This window comes from Pseudomonas putida (genome assembly GCF_001976065.1).
GTDB lineage: Bacteria > Pseudomonadota > Gammaproteobacteria > Pseudomonadales > Pseudomonadaceae > Aquipseudomonas > Aquipseudomonas serbica.
The window spans coordinates 704,707-719,744 of record NZ_MNAH01000001.1; the positions used below are offsets into that span (position 1 = coordinate 704,707).

Annotated in this window: 15 protein-coding genes and 2 pseudogenes; 7 read left to right on the forward strand and 10 right to left on the reverse strand. The window is 59.9% G+C overall.

Annotated elements, in window-relative coordinates; translation table 11 throughout:
- Positions 1–16: 16 nt before the first annotated feature.
- From BKX96_RS03265 to BKX96_RS03275, 3 genes are read right to left on the reverse strand one after another with little or no spacing between them, the layout of a single operon-like run.
- Complete coding sequence (locus BKX96_RS03265; protein ID WP_077182683.1) at positions 17–817, reverse strand: sulfite exporter TauE/SafE family protein; 801 nt, start codon at positions 815–817, stop codon at positions 17–19.
- A gap of 28 nt (positions 818–845) precedes the next feature.
- A complete protein-coding gene (locus BKX96_RS03270; RefSeq protein ID WP_077182684.1) occupies positions 846–2,516 on the reverse strand; it encodes a bifunctional protein tyrosine phosphatase family protein/NAD(P)/FAD-dependent oxidoreductase in 1,671 nt (556 codons plus the stop codon).
- A 51-nt stretch (positions 2,517–2,567) separates the two neighbouring features.
- Complete coding sequence (locus BKX96_RS03275) at positions 2,568–3,446, reverse strand: MBL fold metallo-hydrolase (RefSeq protein WP_077182685.1); 879 nt, start codon at positions 3,444–3,446, stop codon at positions 2,568–2,570.
- 235 nt (positions 3,447–3,681) lie between these two features.
- Between BKX96_RS03275 and BKX96_RS03280 the strand changes: the two genes are divergently transcribed.
- Complete coding sequence (locus tag BKX96_RS03280) at positions 3,682–4,995, forward strand: sigma-54 interaction domain-containing protein (RefSeq protein ID WP_077182686.1); 1,314 nt, start codon at positions 3,682–3,684, stop codon at positions 4,993–4,995.
- Between the two features lie 96 nt (positions 4,996–5,091).
- On the opposite strand, the gene BKX96_RS03285 is transcribed toward BKX96_RS03280, so the two are convergent.
- From BKX96_RS03285 to BKX96_RS03305, 5 genes are all read right to left on the reverse strand, one after another.
- A complete protein-coding gene (locus tag BKX96_RS03285; protein WP_077182687.1) occupies positions 5,092–5,793 on the reverse strand; it encodes a VIT1/CCC1 transporter family protein in 702 nt (233 codons plus the stop codon).
- Positions 5,794–5,862: 69 nt separating this feature from the next.
- Positions 5,863–6,828, reverse strand: a complete 966-nt coding sequence (locus tag BKX96_RS03290; RefSeq protein ID WP_077182688.1) for an FAD:protein FMN transferase — start codon at positions 6,826–6,828, stop codon at positions 5,863–5,865.
- Entirely contained in the window at positions 6,818–8,998 is a 2,181-nt protein-coding gene (locus BKX96_RS03295) for a PepSY domain-containing protein (RefSeq protein ID WP_077182689.1), read from the reverse strand. Before BKX96_RS03295 ends, BKX96_RS03290 begins: the two co-directional genes overlap by 11 nt.
- 25 nt (positions 8,999–9,023) lie before the next feature.
- Complete coding sequence (locus BKX96_RS03300; protein ID WP_077182690.1) at positions 9,024–9,494, reverse strand: DUF2271 domain-containing protein; 471 nt, start codon at positions 9,492–9,494, stop codon at positions 9,024–9,026.
- Positions 9,495–9,586: 92 nt separating this feature from the next.
- Positions 9,587–9,910, reverse strand: coding sequence for a PepSY domain-containing protein (locus tag BKX96_RS03305; RefSeq protein ID WP_046815238.1), 324 nt, complete (start codon positions 9,908–9,910; stop codon positions 9,587–9,589).
- Positions 9,911–10,042: 132 nt separating this feature from the next.
- On the opposite strand from BKX96_RS03305, the gene BKX96_RS03310 reads away from it, so the two are divergent.
- From BKX96_RS03310 to BKX96_RS31840, 4 genes and pseudogenes are all read left to right on the forward strand, one after another.
- A complete protein-coding gene (locus BKX96_RS03310) occupies positions 10,043–10,702 on the forward strand; it encodes a response regulator transcription factor (RefSeq protein WP_046815239.1) in 660 nt (219 codons plus the stop codon).
- Positions 10,699–12,033: a sensor histidine kinase gene (locus BKX96_RS03315; protein WP_046815240.1), complete on the forward strand. Its 1,335-nt coding sequence runs from the start codon at positions 10,699–10,701 to the stop codon at positions 12,031–12,033. The genes BKX96_RS03310 and BKX96_RS03315 overlap by 4 nt, the downstream gene beginning before the upstream one ends.
- 290 nt (positions 12,034–12,323) lie before the next feature.
- Positions 12,324–12,575 (forward strand): annotated as a pseudogene (locus tag BKX96_RS03320) (solute carrier family 23 protein); the annotation flags it as partial.
- A gap of 105 nt (positions 12,576–12,680) precedes the next feature.
- Positions 12,681–12,941: pseudogene (locus tag BKX96_RS31840) on the forward strand (nucleoside deaminase); the annotation flags it as partial.
- A gap of 48 nt (positions 12,942–12,989) precedes the next feature.
- Here BKX96_RS31840 and BKX96_RS03330 read toward each other — a convergent pair.
- Positions 12,990–13,235 (reverse strand): hypothetical protein, encoded by a 246-nt coding sequence (locus BKX96_RS03330; protein ID WP_046815242.1) that lies wholly within the window; start codon positions 13,233–13,235, stop codon positions 12,990–12,992.
- Between the two features lie 228 nt (positions 13,236–13,463).
- Here BKX96_RS03330 and BKX96_RS03335 point away from each other — a divergent pair, with 228 nt between their 5' ends.
- Together BKX96_RS03335 and BKX96_RS03340 are read left to right on the forward strand one after the other, a co-directional pair.
- Entirely contained in the window at positions 13,464–13,982 is a 519-nt protein-coding gene (locus BKX96_RS03335) for a chalcone isomerase family protein (RefSeq protein ID WP_077183126.1), read from the forward strand.
- A gap of 10 nt (positions 13,983–13,992) precedes the next feature.
- Positions 13,993–14,529 (forward strand): DUF3833 domain-containing protein, encoded by a 537-nt coding sequence (locus BKX96_RS03340; RefSeq protein ID WP_077182691.1) that lies wholly within the window; start codon positions 13,993–13,995, stop codon positions 14,527–14,529.
- A 16-nt stretch (positions 14,530–14,545) separates the two neighbouring features.
- Here BKX96_RS03340 and BKX96_RS03345 read toward each other — a convergent pair whose 3' ends face one another.
- Entirely contained in the window at positions 14,546–15,037 is a 492-nt protein-coding gene (locus tag BKX96_RS03345; RefSeq protein ID WP_046815244.1) for a DUF2878 domain-containing protein, read from the reverse strand.
- Position 15,038: the final 1 nt, after the last annotated feature.

Here is a 15,038-nt window from a genome sequence, read left to right on the forward strand (position 1 = left end):
CGTAGCAAAAATGTAACTAAATAGCTTTCACCAGCAAGGCCACCGCCACCACCATGGAAACCGCGGCGAAGCCTCTTTGTAAGTGTGGACCCGCCAGCCGTGCCGCGATGAGACGCCCGCCGAGCATTCCGACCAATGCCCCAGTGGAAAACGGAATGGCCACTGCCCACTGCAAGTGCCCGGCTGCGGAGCTTGCCGCAACGCCGGAAATCGAAACCAGCGCAATGACGGCAAGAGACGTTGCCAGTACCGACTGCGCTGTCAGATTGGTGTATCGCTGGAGCGCCGGCACCATCACAAAGCCACCGCCCACGCCGAGCAAGCCGGAAAGCCCGCCCGCGACAACGCCAGAGACGGTGAGTGCCCATGCACACGGACCCGTCCAGTTAAGCTTTCCTCGGTTCACGTCCAATAGGCAAGGCGGCGGTTTGGATGTGACGGGGGGCTTCGACTCCGTGGAGGAAGGTAGCGATCGTTGATAGACCCGCAATGCAACGTACATCAGCACAAAGGCAAAGATGATCGTCAACGGACGGTTAGGCGTGCGCTGCGCCAGCCAAAGGCCAAGTGGAGAACACACGATCCCCGCTCCTGCAATTAGAAGCGCAGCTTTATAGCGGACGGTGCCGTTTTTAAGTCCCATTACGGCGCCCAGGGTCGCGGCCAGTCCGACAGCCAATAAACCAATTGGCCCTGCCTCGGCCATGCTCAACCCCACTCCAAACACCAGCAATGGAACAGCCAGTATTCCTCCTCCGGCGCCGGTCAGGGCCAGAATAACCCCGACAGTAAGCCCGAGCAGTAAGACGAGGATCATCTCAGGTTCCTTTCTTTGAGGCCTGGTTTCACAGGTCTGCCATCTCGGGTTTCGCCATCCACTCGTGGCCCTTGAGCATTGCCTTCCAATACAGCGGGGGAAGAATCCGCTCTTTGAGCAGCCATGCCAGCCTCGATGGCCGGGTACCGTCAATCAGCCAGGATGGAAAGCTGGGGGCGACTTTGCCGCCATAGGTGAATTCAGCCAGTACGATCTTGCCGCGTTCAACCGTCAACGGGCAGGAGCCGTAACCGTCGTAATGGGCGCTGCCTTTCGCTTTACCCATTGCAGCCAACACATTATGAGCAACGACGGGCGCTTGCTTGCGTGCTGCTGCCGCAGTTTTGGCATTGCCGGAGTTGGTGGCGTCTCCCAGTGCGTGAATATTTACCCAGGTTTTATGGCGCAAAGTGGCAGGGTCGACATCGATCCAGCCAGCCGCGTCAGCGAGAGGGCTGACCCGGACGAAATCTGGCGCAATCTGCGGTGGCACCACATGAAGGAGATCAAAGTCGCGCTTTACAAGACGGGAGCTACCATCCGGATTAACGCAGTTGAACGTTGCAGTCCGTGCAGGTCCGTTCACGCTGGTGAGTGTGTTGCTGAAATTCAGGTCGATACCATAGGCGGTGACGTATTCCATCAGAGCTGGCACATAGTCGGGCACTCCGAACAGCACCGCGCCAGCGCTGCAAAACTCGATTTCGACGTTGTCCAGGACACCGGTACGCTTCCAATGATCGGCAGACAGGTACATCGCTTTTTGCGGCGCCCCGGCACATTTGATCGGCATCGGGGGTTGCGTGAAAATCGCCCGGCCTTCACGCAGTTGCTGCACCCGTTCCCACGTATATGGCGCAAGGTGATACAGGTAATTTGACGTCACACCGTTGCGGCCCAGAGTGTCCGACAAACCTTCGATTGCATGCCAATTGAGCTTCAGGCCAGGGCACACGATCAGTTGCTCGTATTTGACGACTCTGCATCCATCAAGAATGACGGCATTTCTTTCGGGTTCGAAAGCGGCGACCGCCGACTTGATCCAATGCACACCGCGGGGGATGGTCGTACCCATCGTGCGGGCAGTTTGGGACGCATCGAAGACTCCACAGCCGACTAGAGTCCAGCCAGGCTGGTAGTAGTGCACATCGGCCGGGTCGATGATGGCAACGTCGAGCCCGGGATCTCGCGCCAATAAACTGGATGCAGTGGCGATACCTGCCGCACCGCCCCCGATGATGACCACGGCATGCTGCGCCTCAGCCACTTCGACCGGCGTGCGGCCCTGATTGGCAATCCGGCGAATGACACCTTTCATATCGAACCCGGCTTTCTTGGCCGTCTCGATGATGTGTGGCAGGGATTGTTTACCTGCTTGTGAAAGTGCCCACATCGTTGTCGAGCGCATGCCGGAACGGCAATAGGCCAACGCCGGTTTTGGCAGTGTTTCAAGGAGCTTGCCGAAGGCAATACCTTGCTCGTCGGTGACTTTGCCTGATTCGGCGGGAAGGTAGTGCGCCTCGATGCCGAGCGCTTGGGCGACTCGTTCGATTTCGGCAAACAAGGGTTGATCACTGCCTTCGCCATCGGGACGGTTGCAGACGATGGCGCGAAAACCGGCCTCTTTCAGTTCAGCCAATTGGTTGGGAAAAATCTGTTCGGATACCGACAGTCCGGGCGCAAGGTGGCGAATGTCCATAAGTGACTCCGTTATGGGGTTTTTCTTATGTGTAGTTTGGGGAAGGCAACGTCAGGCGACGTTGAGCGGGATTTTCAGGTAGCGCGTCCCGTTCGCTTCAGGCTCAGGCAAATGCCCGGCTCGCATGTTGACCTGAACGGATGGCAGGATCAGCGTCGGCATTTCCATCGATGCATCGCGCTTTGTGCGCATCGCCACAAACGCTTCCTCACTGATGCCGTTACGCACGTGAACGTTGTGGGCGCGCTGGTCGGCCACGGTACTGACGAATTGCACCTCGCGGCCACCCGGCTGATAGTCGTGGCACATGTAGAGCAACGTATTGGCCGGCAGGCTCAGCACCTTGTTGATTGACTGGAACAGCGTGCGCGCATTGCCACCGGGAAAGTCACAGCGTGCAGTACCGTAGTCAGGCATAAACAAGGTGTCGCCGACGAATGCCGCCGTTTCGGTGCCATCGCTGATTACATAAGTCATACAGGCGGGTGTATGGCCGGGGGTATGGAGCGCATGGCATTGCAGCGAGCCAATGGCAAACGGCTCGTCATTGACGAACAGGTGATCGAACTGACTTCCGTCGCGAGCCATATCGCCAGCGGTGTTGAACAGCTTGCCGAACACTTCCTGCACCGTCGAAATGTGGCTGCCGATGCCTATTTTTCCACCAAGCTTTTCCTTCAGGTAGGGCGCTGCCGTGAGGTGGTCTGCGTGGACGTGGGTCTCGAGTATCCAGTCGACCCTTGCATTGAGTTCGTTCACCCTCGCAATCAACTTGTCGGCAGACGTTGTGGCGGTGTGGCCGGACTTAGGGTCGTAATCAAGTACGCTGTCGATTAAAGCGCAGTGGTGGGTACCCTCATCCAGCACAAGATAGCTGACGGTATTGGTCGCGGAATCGAAGAATCCTTCCACGTGAAGTTTTACGCTCATGACTGTCTCCTTAGGGGGCTTTCACCAAGCCGCTCACACTAAGGACTGACATAGCAATAAGTCTGCCAGGCCGGAGCTGTAGAGAGATATGAGCTTATCTATATGATTTTATTGTGTTTAATTTTTTAAAGCGGCTTGATCCTTTCTACATTTACCTGGATTTACTGCCATTGGCAGTCTGTGTTGACAGAGGTGGCAGTGCCATTGCAGGATGCTAGGATACTCAGGAGCCACGATGAAGACTGTCCTGCCCATCCCCAGCCATTCGCTCCCGCACTCGGATCAAGTGCAGGCACTTGTCTCGTTTCTTGAGCACGAACCCCAGCCGATGATCGTGCTCGATCCGGACTACAACATCCTGGCTGCCAACACCGCCTATCAACGGCAGTTTGGCAGCGCTGACAAACCCTTTATCGGCCATAAGTGTTATCAAATCTCACACCATTACGACGTTCCGTGTGATCAGGCGGGTGAGAACTGCCCGATGAAAAAGGCGCAGGAGATGCGCGGACCGGATCGTGTTTTGCACATTCACCACACGCCTCGCGGTCCTGAGCATGTCGACGTCGAATTGCGCCCGATTCTGGACGAGCAGGGTGTTATTACTGCCTATGTGGAGCGTCTCACCCTGGTCCGCAGTGCATCAGCACGACCCAGCAACGAAGGGTTGGTCGGCCGTTCACCCGCCTTTAATCGTGCCCTGTCGGAGTTGCAGCGGGTGGCACCTTCAATGCTGCCGGTGCTGCTGCTAGGCGAGTCCGGCACGGGCAAAGAGCTGTTCGCCCGCGCCGTACATGAAACCAGCGAGCGGGCCACTGGGCCCTTTGTCGTCGTCGATTGCTCTGGATTGACCGAAACGTTATTTGAGAGCGAACTGTTCGGCCATGAAAAAGGAGCATTCACCGGTGCCACCACGCGCAAGCCTGGCTTGGTCGAAACGGCCCAGGGCGGCACGTTGTTTCTCGATGAGATTGGCGATGTACCCCTGGCAATGCAGGTGAAGCTGTTGCGCCTGATTGAATCGGGTACCTATCGCCGTGTAGGGAGTGTCGAGACGCTTCACGCTAACTTCAGGTTAATTGCTGCGACCCACAAGCCATTGGAAAAAATGATGGTGGAAGGTGAGTTCAGGCAGGACCTGTACTACCGCATCAGCGCCTTTCCAATTCATTTACCCCCCTTGCGCGACCGGGTTGAAGACATTGGGTTGCTGGTCAATTCATTCCTGCAGCGTGCCGCTACCGGCAAGCGCCCGCTGACAATGGAAGCCGAGGCGCTGACGCAATTACAGCGGTATCACTGGCCCGGAAATATTCGTGAACTGCGCAATGTTCTGGAGAGAGCCAGTCTGTTCGCTGACGATGGTGTGATCCGCTCCGTCCATTTGCCACGGGCATCGGCTCGGGCCTCTGCTTCAACTGCGTTCGACGGCAGCTCGCTGGCACAGGCACTGGCTACTTTCAAAGGTACCCGCAGTGAGTTGGCCAGGCACATGGGGATTAGCGAACGAACCCTGTACAGACGCCTGAAAGAGCAGGGGCTGGCCTAGTAGCCAGCGCTCGTGCCGCAAGTCTGCCATTGACTGCCAGCGAACGGATCCGTTACCGCATACCCCGCAACACTGCTGTTCTGTAAAAGGTGCCCGCTAGACCACCGCGCCAGACAAGTGCCCTACCAGTGCGGTAATGCCCATGGCCAGCGCCCCCCAGAAGGTCACCCGCCAGGCGCCGGTCATGACGTTGGCCCCGCCGGCCTTGGCGGCGATGGCGCCCAATGTCCCGAGAAACACCAATGACATGCCCGATACCCAGGGCACCACGCTGTGCTCCGGCGCGACAAACGTCACCCCCAGCGGCAACGCGGCACCCACCACGAAACTGGCGGCGGAGGCCAAGGCGGCCTGCAAGGGTTTGGCGGTGAGGGTGGCGCTGATACCCAACTCGTCCCGGGCGTGGGAGCCCAGTGCGTCATGGGCCATCAATTGATCGGCCACTTGATGCGCCAGTTCGGGTGATACCCCGCGATGCATGTAGATGTTGGCGAGTTCGATGTGTTCGGCTTTCGGGTCGCTGGCCAGTTCTGCCCGTTCGCGGGACAGATCGGCCCGCTCGGTATCGGCCTGGGAGTGCACGGAAATGTACTCGCCAGCGGCCATCGACATGGCCCCGGCCACCAGCCCCGCCATTCCGGTAACCAGCAATGTGGCATGGCTGGTGTTGGCGGCAGCGACGCCGATCAGCAGGCTGGCGGTAGAGACGATTCCGTCGTTGGCCCCAAGGACGGCGGCGCGCAGCCAGCCGATTCGATCGGTCCGGTGTGCCTCGGTGTGCCTGTGCATGAATTTCATTGTTTAACGCGATTCCCTGTCATTCGGCGGTTCACATCGGACGGGTTCCGAGCGGGCCGGCGATCGGCGTCAGCGGGTTTCAATTTGCGCCTGCAACTGGCCGCCGACAATGGATATTTCTTTGAAGTGTTCACCCTCGCGCAGCACGAACAACGCGTCCATCCCGCGTTCCTGAGCCAGGCGTGGGCCCTCGGTTTCGCCCAGGACCATCAGCGCCGTGGCCCAGGCATCGGCGAGCATGCACGAGGCCGCCACCACGGTGACGGCGGCGAGCGGGTTGCACAACGGCGCGCCGGTGGCCGGGTTCATGGTGTGAGCATAGGACTGACCGGCCACATCGACCCAGTGTCGATAGTCCCCGGAGGTCGCGATAGCGGCATCGCCAAGTTCCATCACGCCCATGACTTCACGCACGCCCCGGTGGGGCTTTTCCAGGGCCACGACCCAACACTGGCCGTCAGGTTTGATGCCCCGGGCGCGCATCTCGCCATCAATACCGACCAGATAGCGGGTGATGCCCCAGCCCTCCAGGCAACGGGCCAGTTCATCCACGCCAAAACCTTTGGCGATGCCACTCAGATCAAGGTTCAACGGCACGCGTTTGCGCACCTGATTGCGTTGCGGCTCAACCACCAATGCGGCGCTGGCTAACGGCCGGGCGCGCGGCGCAATCGTGCCGATCGCCTGCTCTGTGACCGTCTGCTCCCCGGGGCCGAAGCCCCAGGCGTTCACCAGGTCACCGACAGCGATGTCGAAGGCGCCGCCGGATTGCTGACTGACGCGCAATGCAGCAGACAGCACCGTGGCCAGTTCCTTGGGCACCGAGACCCATTCCTGCTCGGGGGCGGCATTGAGGCGGTTGAGGTCCGAGTCGGGTTTCCAGGTGGACATTTGCTGGTCCACCCGGGCCACGGCGCGGGCCAGGTGCTGGCCAACTTCGTCGATATCGATCCCGGCCCCGGCATAAAACAGGGCGGTGTAGCGGGTGCCCATGGTTTCGCCGTTCAAGCTATAGCGCAGCAGCTCAGTAGACATCTTCACGGTAGCGTCCTTGTGCCTTCAGGTTCAGCACACTCAGGTTGAGAGGCGCCAATACTTCATCAAGGGCCTGCATCACGCCTTTGGCCATTTCGCGACTGCCACACACCAGCACCTGGGCACCTTTTTCAATCAGCCGGCGCAAGGTCAGGGCATCGCTGATCAGCCGGTCTTGCACGTAGCTGCGGTCCTGAACCTGAGAGAAAGCGGCGCACAGTGCCGTGAGGCGGCGGTCCGACAAGTATTGGTTGAGCTCCGGTTCGTAGAGAAAGTCCGAGGCCGGGTTGCGCCCGCCCCAATACAGGTGCATCGGGTGTCGGGCCTTGTTGTTGCGGATAAAACCGGCCAGAGGACCGATGCCGGTACCGGCGCCGATCAGGATCACCGGATGCGTGCCCGATGCCGGACGGAATTGCGGATTGGGCTGGATGAAGGCTTCGATCTGCGCGCCGATGTCCAGGCTATGAAGGAACTGCGAGCACATGCCACCGTTGTGTCTACGCACACAGATCTCCAGCACGCCGTCCTGGGAACCGCTGGCCAGCGAGTAGAAACGCGGGATCGGACTGCCAGGTGGCAGAATCCCGACCAGATCACCGGCCAGAAAATCCGGCAGTTTGCCGGGTGCCTTGAAGCGCAGAACGTGGGTCGGCGCGTTCACCTGTTCACCGTAGACAATGCGCTCCGTCAGCTCCAACGGATGGGTCTGCGGCCGCTGCGGGGTATGGACCAGTGTCAGGTCATGCTGGAGCACTTCGCCCAACGCGTGGCCCCAGCGCGCAAACTCCTGGGAGGACTGGCGGTTGACGGTTTCCAGCCCCAGCAGTGGCGAGCCACCGGCCTGCAACATCGCGTCCTGCACCTGATGGGCGTACTGGCAGAACTGCGCAAACTGGCGCTCGCCAAAGCCCAGCACAGCAAAGGGCAGGCAGGGCTTGAGGCCTGTTTTGGCCAGCCGCGCCAGGAACTGCGAAGCCGAGGCCGGTGCATCGCCGTCACCATGGGTCGCGGTGAGGATCAACACCCGTTGGGCATTGCGGTAATCGCCCACCCATTCATTCATCGCCGCGCTATGCACCTGGTGGCCATTCTGGTGCAAGGCGTCGTGCAAGGTTTTGGCAAAGCCCCAGGTGCTGTTGTTTTCACTGCCCACCAGAATCACGCTGTCGGCGCAGTGGGCAGGGCTGTTGTGGCGAATGTTCGGGCCAGCCTTGCGGCGGCGCCACCACAACAGGATGCCGGTCACGCTCATCAACGGCACGCAGAGGGCGCAGAGCCCCAGCGGCAGGCCCAGCCACCAGAGGCCTTCGCCGGTGTGCAGCTGATAGATCAATTCGTAGAGGTTGTGCATCGAGTCGTGGGCTTGATAGGACAGCAAAGCGCCGCTGGCCTGATCCACGTAGCCGGCGCTCTGGGCCGTGCGCAGGGAAAACACATCGCGTGGGTTGCCGGGGCTTGGGTAGACCAGCTCGCGCAGGTCGTTCAGGTCGGTGGCCTGCAAGGCTTGCAGCTTCGCCACCGGCAAGGCCGGGCCGGTGCTGGCGTGGGCGGGGAAGGCGGGTTCACTTTGACTGCCGTCGGCGATAAAACCAAAAGTGGTGGCGGACATGTAGAGCCCGCTCAATGCCGACAGCAGCAGCCCGAGCAAGGCCGTTCGCCCGATTTCAGCATGCCAGCGCTGGCTGAAAGTGCCCCGCAGCGGCCGCAGCAGGTTGCGCCAGCCACCCAGGCGGCGGGCCAGCAATAGCGCGCCGGACACCGACAGCATCAGCATGAACAGCGCGCCGACACCCGACACCCCATGGCCCGGCGTGCCAAGGAACAGCGAGCGGTGCAGGTCTTTCACCCAGCGGGAGAACTCGGATGGCTCATAAGGGGCGAGACCTTGGCCGGTCAGTGGGTCAACCTTTTCCGCCCCGGCCTGGCCGTTCTGGTTGTAGTAGACGATCACCGTCCCGGACGCTGTGCGCTGGATCTGCTCCACGCCCGGAAAGTGGCTGGCAACGCGCCCGGCCAGTTGGCCGACGTTGACTTGTCCGGCAGAAGTGGACGTGCTGTGCAGGCGTTCCAACACCGGGTCGACGGACAGGATCGCGCCGCTGATGGCCAACAGCATGACCAACAGGGCGGCGATCAGGCCAGGAAGGGAATGGAACTGACGAAGCATGTTCAGCCTCCAGAAATAGCAGGTGCTACAAGTCGTAAGTAAAGGACTCGACGTAGGTGCTGCCGGTCGCCGGCTTGCCTGCACCCTTGGACGTCAGGGGCACGCTGACATCGGCGCGGGCGTCACGTTTGTCCTCGACGGCGCTGTCGATGCGGATCTGATACCCGGCATCAATCAGGGTGTCTGCCAGTTCGACGCTGACTTTGAGTGTGCGCCCACTGCCGACACTGGCGCCGCTGACCCCGTCAAACTCGCTCGGGTTCATCCCGCTGCCACGGGCCCAGTCGCCCAGGTGCTTGTAGTACTTGGCCTTCTTGCCGGCCACCCAGAGGGTTTTCTGGTATTGGCCATTGGCGTCGGTGACGTAGATCGCCAGGTAGGCATCATTGCCGCTGTAGTCCTTGAGCTGTGTGGTCAAGGTCACTTCACGGGCCTGGGCCAACCCCGGCAGGGCAATGGCGCCGGCGAGGCAGGTGGCTGCGATGATCTTTTTCATGAGGGTGTCCTTTTGATCGTTAGGTCGAGAGCCTGGACCTGCTTGCTGACAGCAACCTGAAACACAGGAAAAACTCATCGACAGGTGAGGCGTCATTCGGCGAGCGGGCTGCCGAGGTAATCCCTGGCATCGCCGTCGTCGCGGAAATGGATCTCGAGTGTGTGCAGGCGCAGCGATGCCGGTGAGTAGCTGGCTTCGATGGCATTGCCTTTGCGGTCCAGGCCCTTGAGCTCGTAACAACCGTCGTCGACCTTGATGCGCTGCACGCTCCAGCCGTACTGCCGCTCGACCTGCTGACGCAAGGTTTCGCGCGGTTGCCAGTCGCTCACCGGGTCGCTGCAGTCGTCATCGGCCAGGGCGTAACCGCTGAGCAGCAGGCTCAACAGCGTGGCATTGGCAATAAAACCTGATTTCATGATCTGTCTCCTGCCGCGGTCGGCGTCTGTGGCATACCCTAAGGTGCATTCCTGACAACCAGCTGAATCTTCAGATTCACGTCAGGCAGGGCGATTAAGGTGCTGCACGACAACCATCACAGGAGGTGCCAGATGCGGGTCTTATTGGTCGAGGACGCTCCAGGTTTGGGGGAGGCGGTGCGCGAGCAGATTGCCGATGACGGTCACGCCGTCGATTGGGTGCAGCGCCTGGACCACGCGCGCAACAGCGTGCGCACCACGCCTTACGACCTGATCCTGCTGGACCTGATGCTCCCGGACGGTCGCGGGCTGGACTTTTTGCGCCAGCAACGCTCGGCAGGGGACGTGACCCCGGTGATTATCCTGACTGCCCAGGATCAGATTTCCGATCGTATCGCTGGCCTCAACGCGGGCGCCGACGACTACCTGGTCAAACCGTTCGACCTGTTTGAACTCTCGGCCCGTGTGGCGGCGGTGGCACGGCGTTATAGCGGCAATCCCAATCCGCAGATCAAGCTCGGTGATTTGCAGGTCGACATGAGTGCCCGTACGGTGCAGCGGGCCGGTGCGACGGTGGACCTGACCGCGCGGGAATGGGCGCTGTTCGAGGCGTTTGTGCAGCGCCCCAGCGCGCTGCTGTCCAAGTCGCAGCTGGAAGAACGGCTGTATGCTTTCGGCGCCGAAATCGAGAGCAATACCATCGAGGTCTATATCAGCCGTCTGCGAAAAAAACTCGGGCGCGACCTGATTGAAACCGTGCGGGGCATGGGCTATCGGTTGATGTCAGCATGAAGCCGTCTTCAAGCCTGCAAACACGTCTCGGTCTAGGGTTGACGCTTGGTATGACGTTACTCTGGCTGGGGGCGACAGTCGGCGCCTGGCTGGTGGTGCAACATGAATTGAACGAAGCATTCGACAGCGCGTTGGAAGAGACTGCACAACGCATCCTGCCCTTGGCCGTGCTGGAAATCAGCAACCGGGAAGAACCGCGGACGGCGCAACACGTCGCGACCCTGAAAATGCACAACGAATACCTGACCTACCTGGTGCGCGATGCCAAGGGCAAGATTCTGATGCAATCTCACGACGCCAACCCGCAGATCTTCAATCGACAACCGACTGAAGGTTTTTCCACCTCTGAAAAGTACCGCTTGTATGGCGCCAGTGCATTGCGCCAGACGCTGTTCATCGAGATAGCCGAACCGCTTGGTCATCGTCGAGAAGCAGCGCGGGAGGCCTTGTTTGCCTTGTTGTTGCCTCTATTGGTGTTGATTCCTGTCAGCCTGTTGGGCACCTGGTTATTTGTGCGTTTCAGCCTGCGCAGCGTGTTGGCTTACCGTCGTGCTATTGAAGCGCGCGGTGTGGGTGATCTGTCGCCAATCAAGGTGGTGCGCCTGCCGGCGGAAATCGATCCGTTGGCTGAGGCGGTCAACCACCTGCTGGAGCGCTTACGCAACGCCCTTGAGGCCGAGCGCAGCTTTACCGCCAACAGTGCCCATGAACTGCGCACACCATTGGCCTCGACCCTGGCGCAGATCCAGCGGTTACACCACGAAGCCCCCGAAGGCCCGTTGCGAGTGCGTGCGCAGAAGATCGAGAACGCGTTGCGCGAGCTTTCACGGCTTTCAGAAAAACTCATGCAGCTGGCCAAAGCTGAAGGCGGCGGCTTGTTGTCCGAAACGCCACAAGACCTGATTCCGTTGCTTGCCCACGGAGTGGACGAGTGGAACCAACGTAGCGGGCAGCGCATTGAGTTGCACCTGCCAAGCCAGGCCGGCGTGTACTCGACCATTGACCCGGACGCCTTCGGCATCCTGTTGCGCAACCTGATTGAGAATGCGCTGAAGTATGGTGCATCGGATCAACCGATCGAAGTCAGTCTCACTGAACAGGCACAGCTACGGGTTGTCAACAGCGGCCCGGCGGTGCCACAGTCGAAATTACAGCACCTGACTGAGCGTTTTGTACGCGGTCACAGTGAGATCAGTGGTTCAGGACTGGGCTTGGCGATTGCCAAAACCATAGTGCAGGGGGTAGACGCCAGAATGAAATTGTTCTCCCCGGCAACAGGCCGGCAAGATGGGTTCGAAGTCTGCGTCTGGTTGCCGCTTGCCCCATCATAAAAGACTGAGGGGCTCGCCAACGTTCTTGTATCGATGTGAATCTGCCCTATGCAGTGCCGACGAATCTCGCGCAAAAAAAATCCTTGGAGACATCTCTGTTCCCGGGATTTTTCGTTATTGCAGCCAGGTTAGTACGAACCGGTTTTTTGTTTCTATTCTGATAACAACAGCCGACCCTGAAAGCACTGACAGTGATGTGCGAATGCGTTCGCTGACGTTCAGTCCCTCAACTCTGCCAATACTGCATTAACCATGTTGTTGAACGTAACCGGTGAATCGATCACCCGGGCATGACCCTGGCGATGCTGGTGATCATGGCCGAGACCACGGGCAACTGCCTGGCCATCGGCAAATTGACCGGCAAGCCGACCACCCCGCAAACCCTCGGCAATGCGTTCCGCGCTGATGGCCTGTCGACCATGCTCGGTGGCTTGTTCAACCGTTTCCCTTACAACGCCTTCACGCAGAACACCGGTTTGATTGCGCTCTCCAACGTCAAGAGCCGCTTCGTCGTGGCCGCTGCCGGGGCAACCATTCTGCTCAACGTGTTGCTCAACAATGAAAAAAAATCGACCGACAGCGTCGACGTCTCTGCGGTTGAATGGGTCGATTGATCTTTTGTTTTTCCACTGCCCAGGAGTTACCCCATGAATCAACTCACCCAGCTTATTCCGGCCGGCGTCAGCGATCTGGATCTGGCGTTGCTGCAGGCATCAAAAGAGCGTGGCCGTCATCCGTTCGCGGCGTGGGTGGCGGACCGCAATGGCTAGGTGATTGTCGAAGCGGGCAACAATTCGATGCCGCCGCAGGGCGACCCCACGCTGTACACCAGTGCCGAACCCTGCTGCATGTGTGCCGGCGCGGTGTATTGGACCGGGATCGGGCGGGTGGTTTATGCCTTGTCGGAGCCACCGCGAGAGGAAGCTAGGGCGTAAAGCCCTAGCAAACAGCAGATGTCACTTGTTCTTTTTCGCCGGCTTTTCTGCCTTGTCTGATTTCTTGGCCTTTTCTGGCTTGCTATCAGCTCGTTTTGCAGCTTTTTTGGGTTCGGTATCTTTTTTCTTGTCTTTCTTTTCGGCCGCTTTCGAAAGAGCCGACGCCGCTGATTTCTTCGTCGTTGAAGACTTTTTGTCTTTCAAATCCTTGCTGGCTTTGGAGGACTCGCCTTTGCTTTTTTTCTCGTCTTTAGCCACGTTGACCACCTCTCGGAGTATGCCGGTATTGGCACATGGCCTATGGGATTATCCACAAGCTGATCATTAGGCGAGCGCGTTCAATAGCCGTTCAATCTTTTTGAGGGTGAAAAAGTTGTACATACTCTCTGCTTGAGGGGCGGAAAACTATACATTGAGCTATTCTTGTATAGTATTTTCAAGTGGGCCGAGGCGTTGAAGATCGTGGCTGACTCCAGGTGCTTTCACGTACATCGTCTGTCCAGAAGCTGGCTGTTCGTGCTGGTACTGGCCGTACCAGCCTGGGCGGACTGGCATCCCGGGTTGCCCAATGGGCGTCTGGTGGGCAGCGGCGACTTTACCTGGTTCGGTGTGAGTCTATACACCGCGCGGTTGTGGAGCCCCGGGTTGCCGCTGACCTGGGATCAGCCCTTTGCACTCGAACTGACGTATCACCGTGTCTTTTCCAGGGACACGCTGGTGGAGGCCAGCCTCAAGGAAATGCGTCGCATGGCCGAGGCGCGTCCAGATGAGTCCACCCTCCAGCGCTGGTCCGGTGAAATGCGTGGCGCCTTCGTCGATGTGCGGCCCGGAATGCGCATCACCGGGCTCTATCATCCCGGCAAAGGCTGCACGTTCTTCGTCGACGGCCAACTGCGCCGGCGGGTAGAGGACCCTGCATTCGCCCGAGCCTTCTTCGACATCTGGCTGGGTCCGCGCACGCGGGACAAGCTGTTGCGTCAACAACTGTTGGGGATGTCCGCGCCGGCTGACTGAGGAGGTTGAGATGCGTCAAGTATTGGTACTGTTCGTTAGCCTGTTGCTGGTCAGCTGCAACAATGTTGGCGTGGAGCACTACGCGCAGGAGCGACCGACCCTGGATCTGGTGGCGTTTTTCTCACGGCCGGTACAGGCCTGGGGGCTGTTCCAGAATCGCTCGGGCGAGGTGGTCAAGCGATTCCATGTCCAGATCGAAAGCCGCGTCGAGGGACAGCAGCTGATTCTTGACGAGCGTTTTCTCTACAGCGATGGCACGCGTCAACGCCGCGTCTGGACGCTGCAACCGGCCGGCGACGGGCGTTGGCGTGGTCGTGCGGATGACGTTGTAGGAGAGGCCAGCGGCGAGATCGCTGGCAATGCGCTGCGCTGGCGCTATCGCCTTGACCTGCCGGTTGACGGCCGGCATTGGGAAGTGGATCTGGACGACTGGATGTACCTGATGGACGAAGACACGATGATCAACCGCTCGAGTATGAGCAAGCTAGGTGTCGAGTTGGGACAAGTGATTCTGTTCTTCCGCCGCGAGCCGAAGGCGCTGCCGTGACCCTCGGTAAACAGATTCAGGAGCGGGGCGCAGCCATTTGCAGGATGAGCGGCATCCAGACCGCCCACAGTGGCGCGAGCAGCAGGGCCGTGCCAAGGGTGCCCCAAGGCAGGCCGACCCCGGCCAGCGGTGCGCCGGCGATGTAAGCCAACGGTCCGCCGCACAGCCCTAGCAACGCCCCGTACCACACAGGACGTCGAGCCCAGGCCAGGCTGTGGCGAAGCCCGCTGGCCAGCACCAGCCACAGCACGGCCAGCCACAAGGGTAGGGGGCGCTGGGCAAAATCGAAAACGCCCAGGGCTCCCAGGCTGGCATCCAGTGAACAGCCAGCCAACCCCACGCAGGCCAGAGTGATCGCTTCGTCGCCCGGCCGTGGGCAAGCAGCCACATGCACCAACAAGCCTGCCACCACCGCCAGTAGCAGCCAGGGATGCCGCTCACTCAGCACGCAAGCCCACCAGGCGGCCTGCATCCACAGCGCGTTGCCGATCAACCAGGCCCGGCTCAAG

Coding starts and splice junctions, on each gene's coding strand:
- BKX96_RS03265 (WP_077182683.1), bottom strand. CDS start 817: ATGATCCTCGTCTTACTGCTCGGGCTTACTGTCGGGGTTATTCTGGCC.
- BKX96_RS03270 (WP_077182684.1), bottom strand. CDS start 2,516: ATGGACATTCGCCACCTTGCGCCCGGACTGTCGGTATCCGAACAGATT.
- BKX96_RS03275 (WP_077182685.1), bottom strand. CDS start 3,446: ATGAGCGTAAAACTTCACGTGGAAGGATTCTTCGATTCCGCGACCAAT.
- BKX96_RS03280 (WP_077182686.1), top strand. CDS start 3,682: ATGAAGACTGTCCTGCCCATCCCCAGCCATTCGCTCCCGCACTCGGAT.
- BKX96_RS03285 (WP_077182687.1), bottom strand. CDS start 5,793: ATGAAATTCATGCACAGGCACACCGAGGCACACCGGACCGATCGAATC.
- BKX96_RS03290 (WP_077182688.1), bottom strand. CDS start 6,828: ATGTCTACTGAGCTGCTGCGCTATAGCTTGAACGGCGAAACCATGGGC.
- BKX96_RS03295 (WP_077182689.1), bottom strand. CDS start 8,998: ATGCTTCGTCAGTTCCATTCCCTTCCTGGCCTGATCGCCGCCCTGTTG.
- BKX96_RS03300 (WP_077182690.1), bottom strand. CDS start 9,494: ATGAAAAAGATCATCGCAGCCACCTGCCTCGCCGGCGCCATTGCCCTG.
- BKX96_RS03305 (WP_046815238.1), bottom strand. CDS start 9,910: ATGAAATCAGGTTTTATTGCCAATGCCACGCTGTTGAGCCTGCTGCTC.
- BKX96_RS03310 (WP_046815239.1), top strand. CDS start 10,043: ATGCGGGTCTTATTGGTCGAGGACGCTCCAGGTTTGGGGGAGGCGGTG.
- BKX96_RS03315 (WP_046815240.1), top strand. CDS start 10,699: ATGAAGCCGTCTTCAAGCCTGCAAACACGTCTCGGTCTAGGGTTGACG.
- BKX96_RS03340 (WP_077182691.1), top strand. CDS start 13,993: ATGCGTCAAGTATTGGTACTGTTCGTTAGCCTGTTGCTGGTCAGCTGC.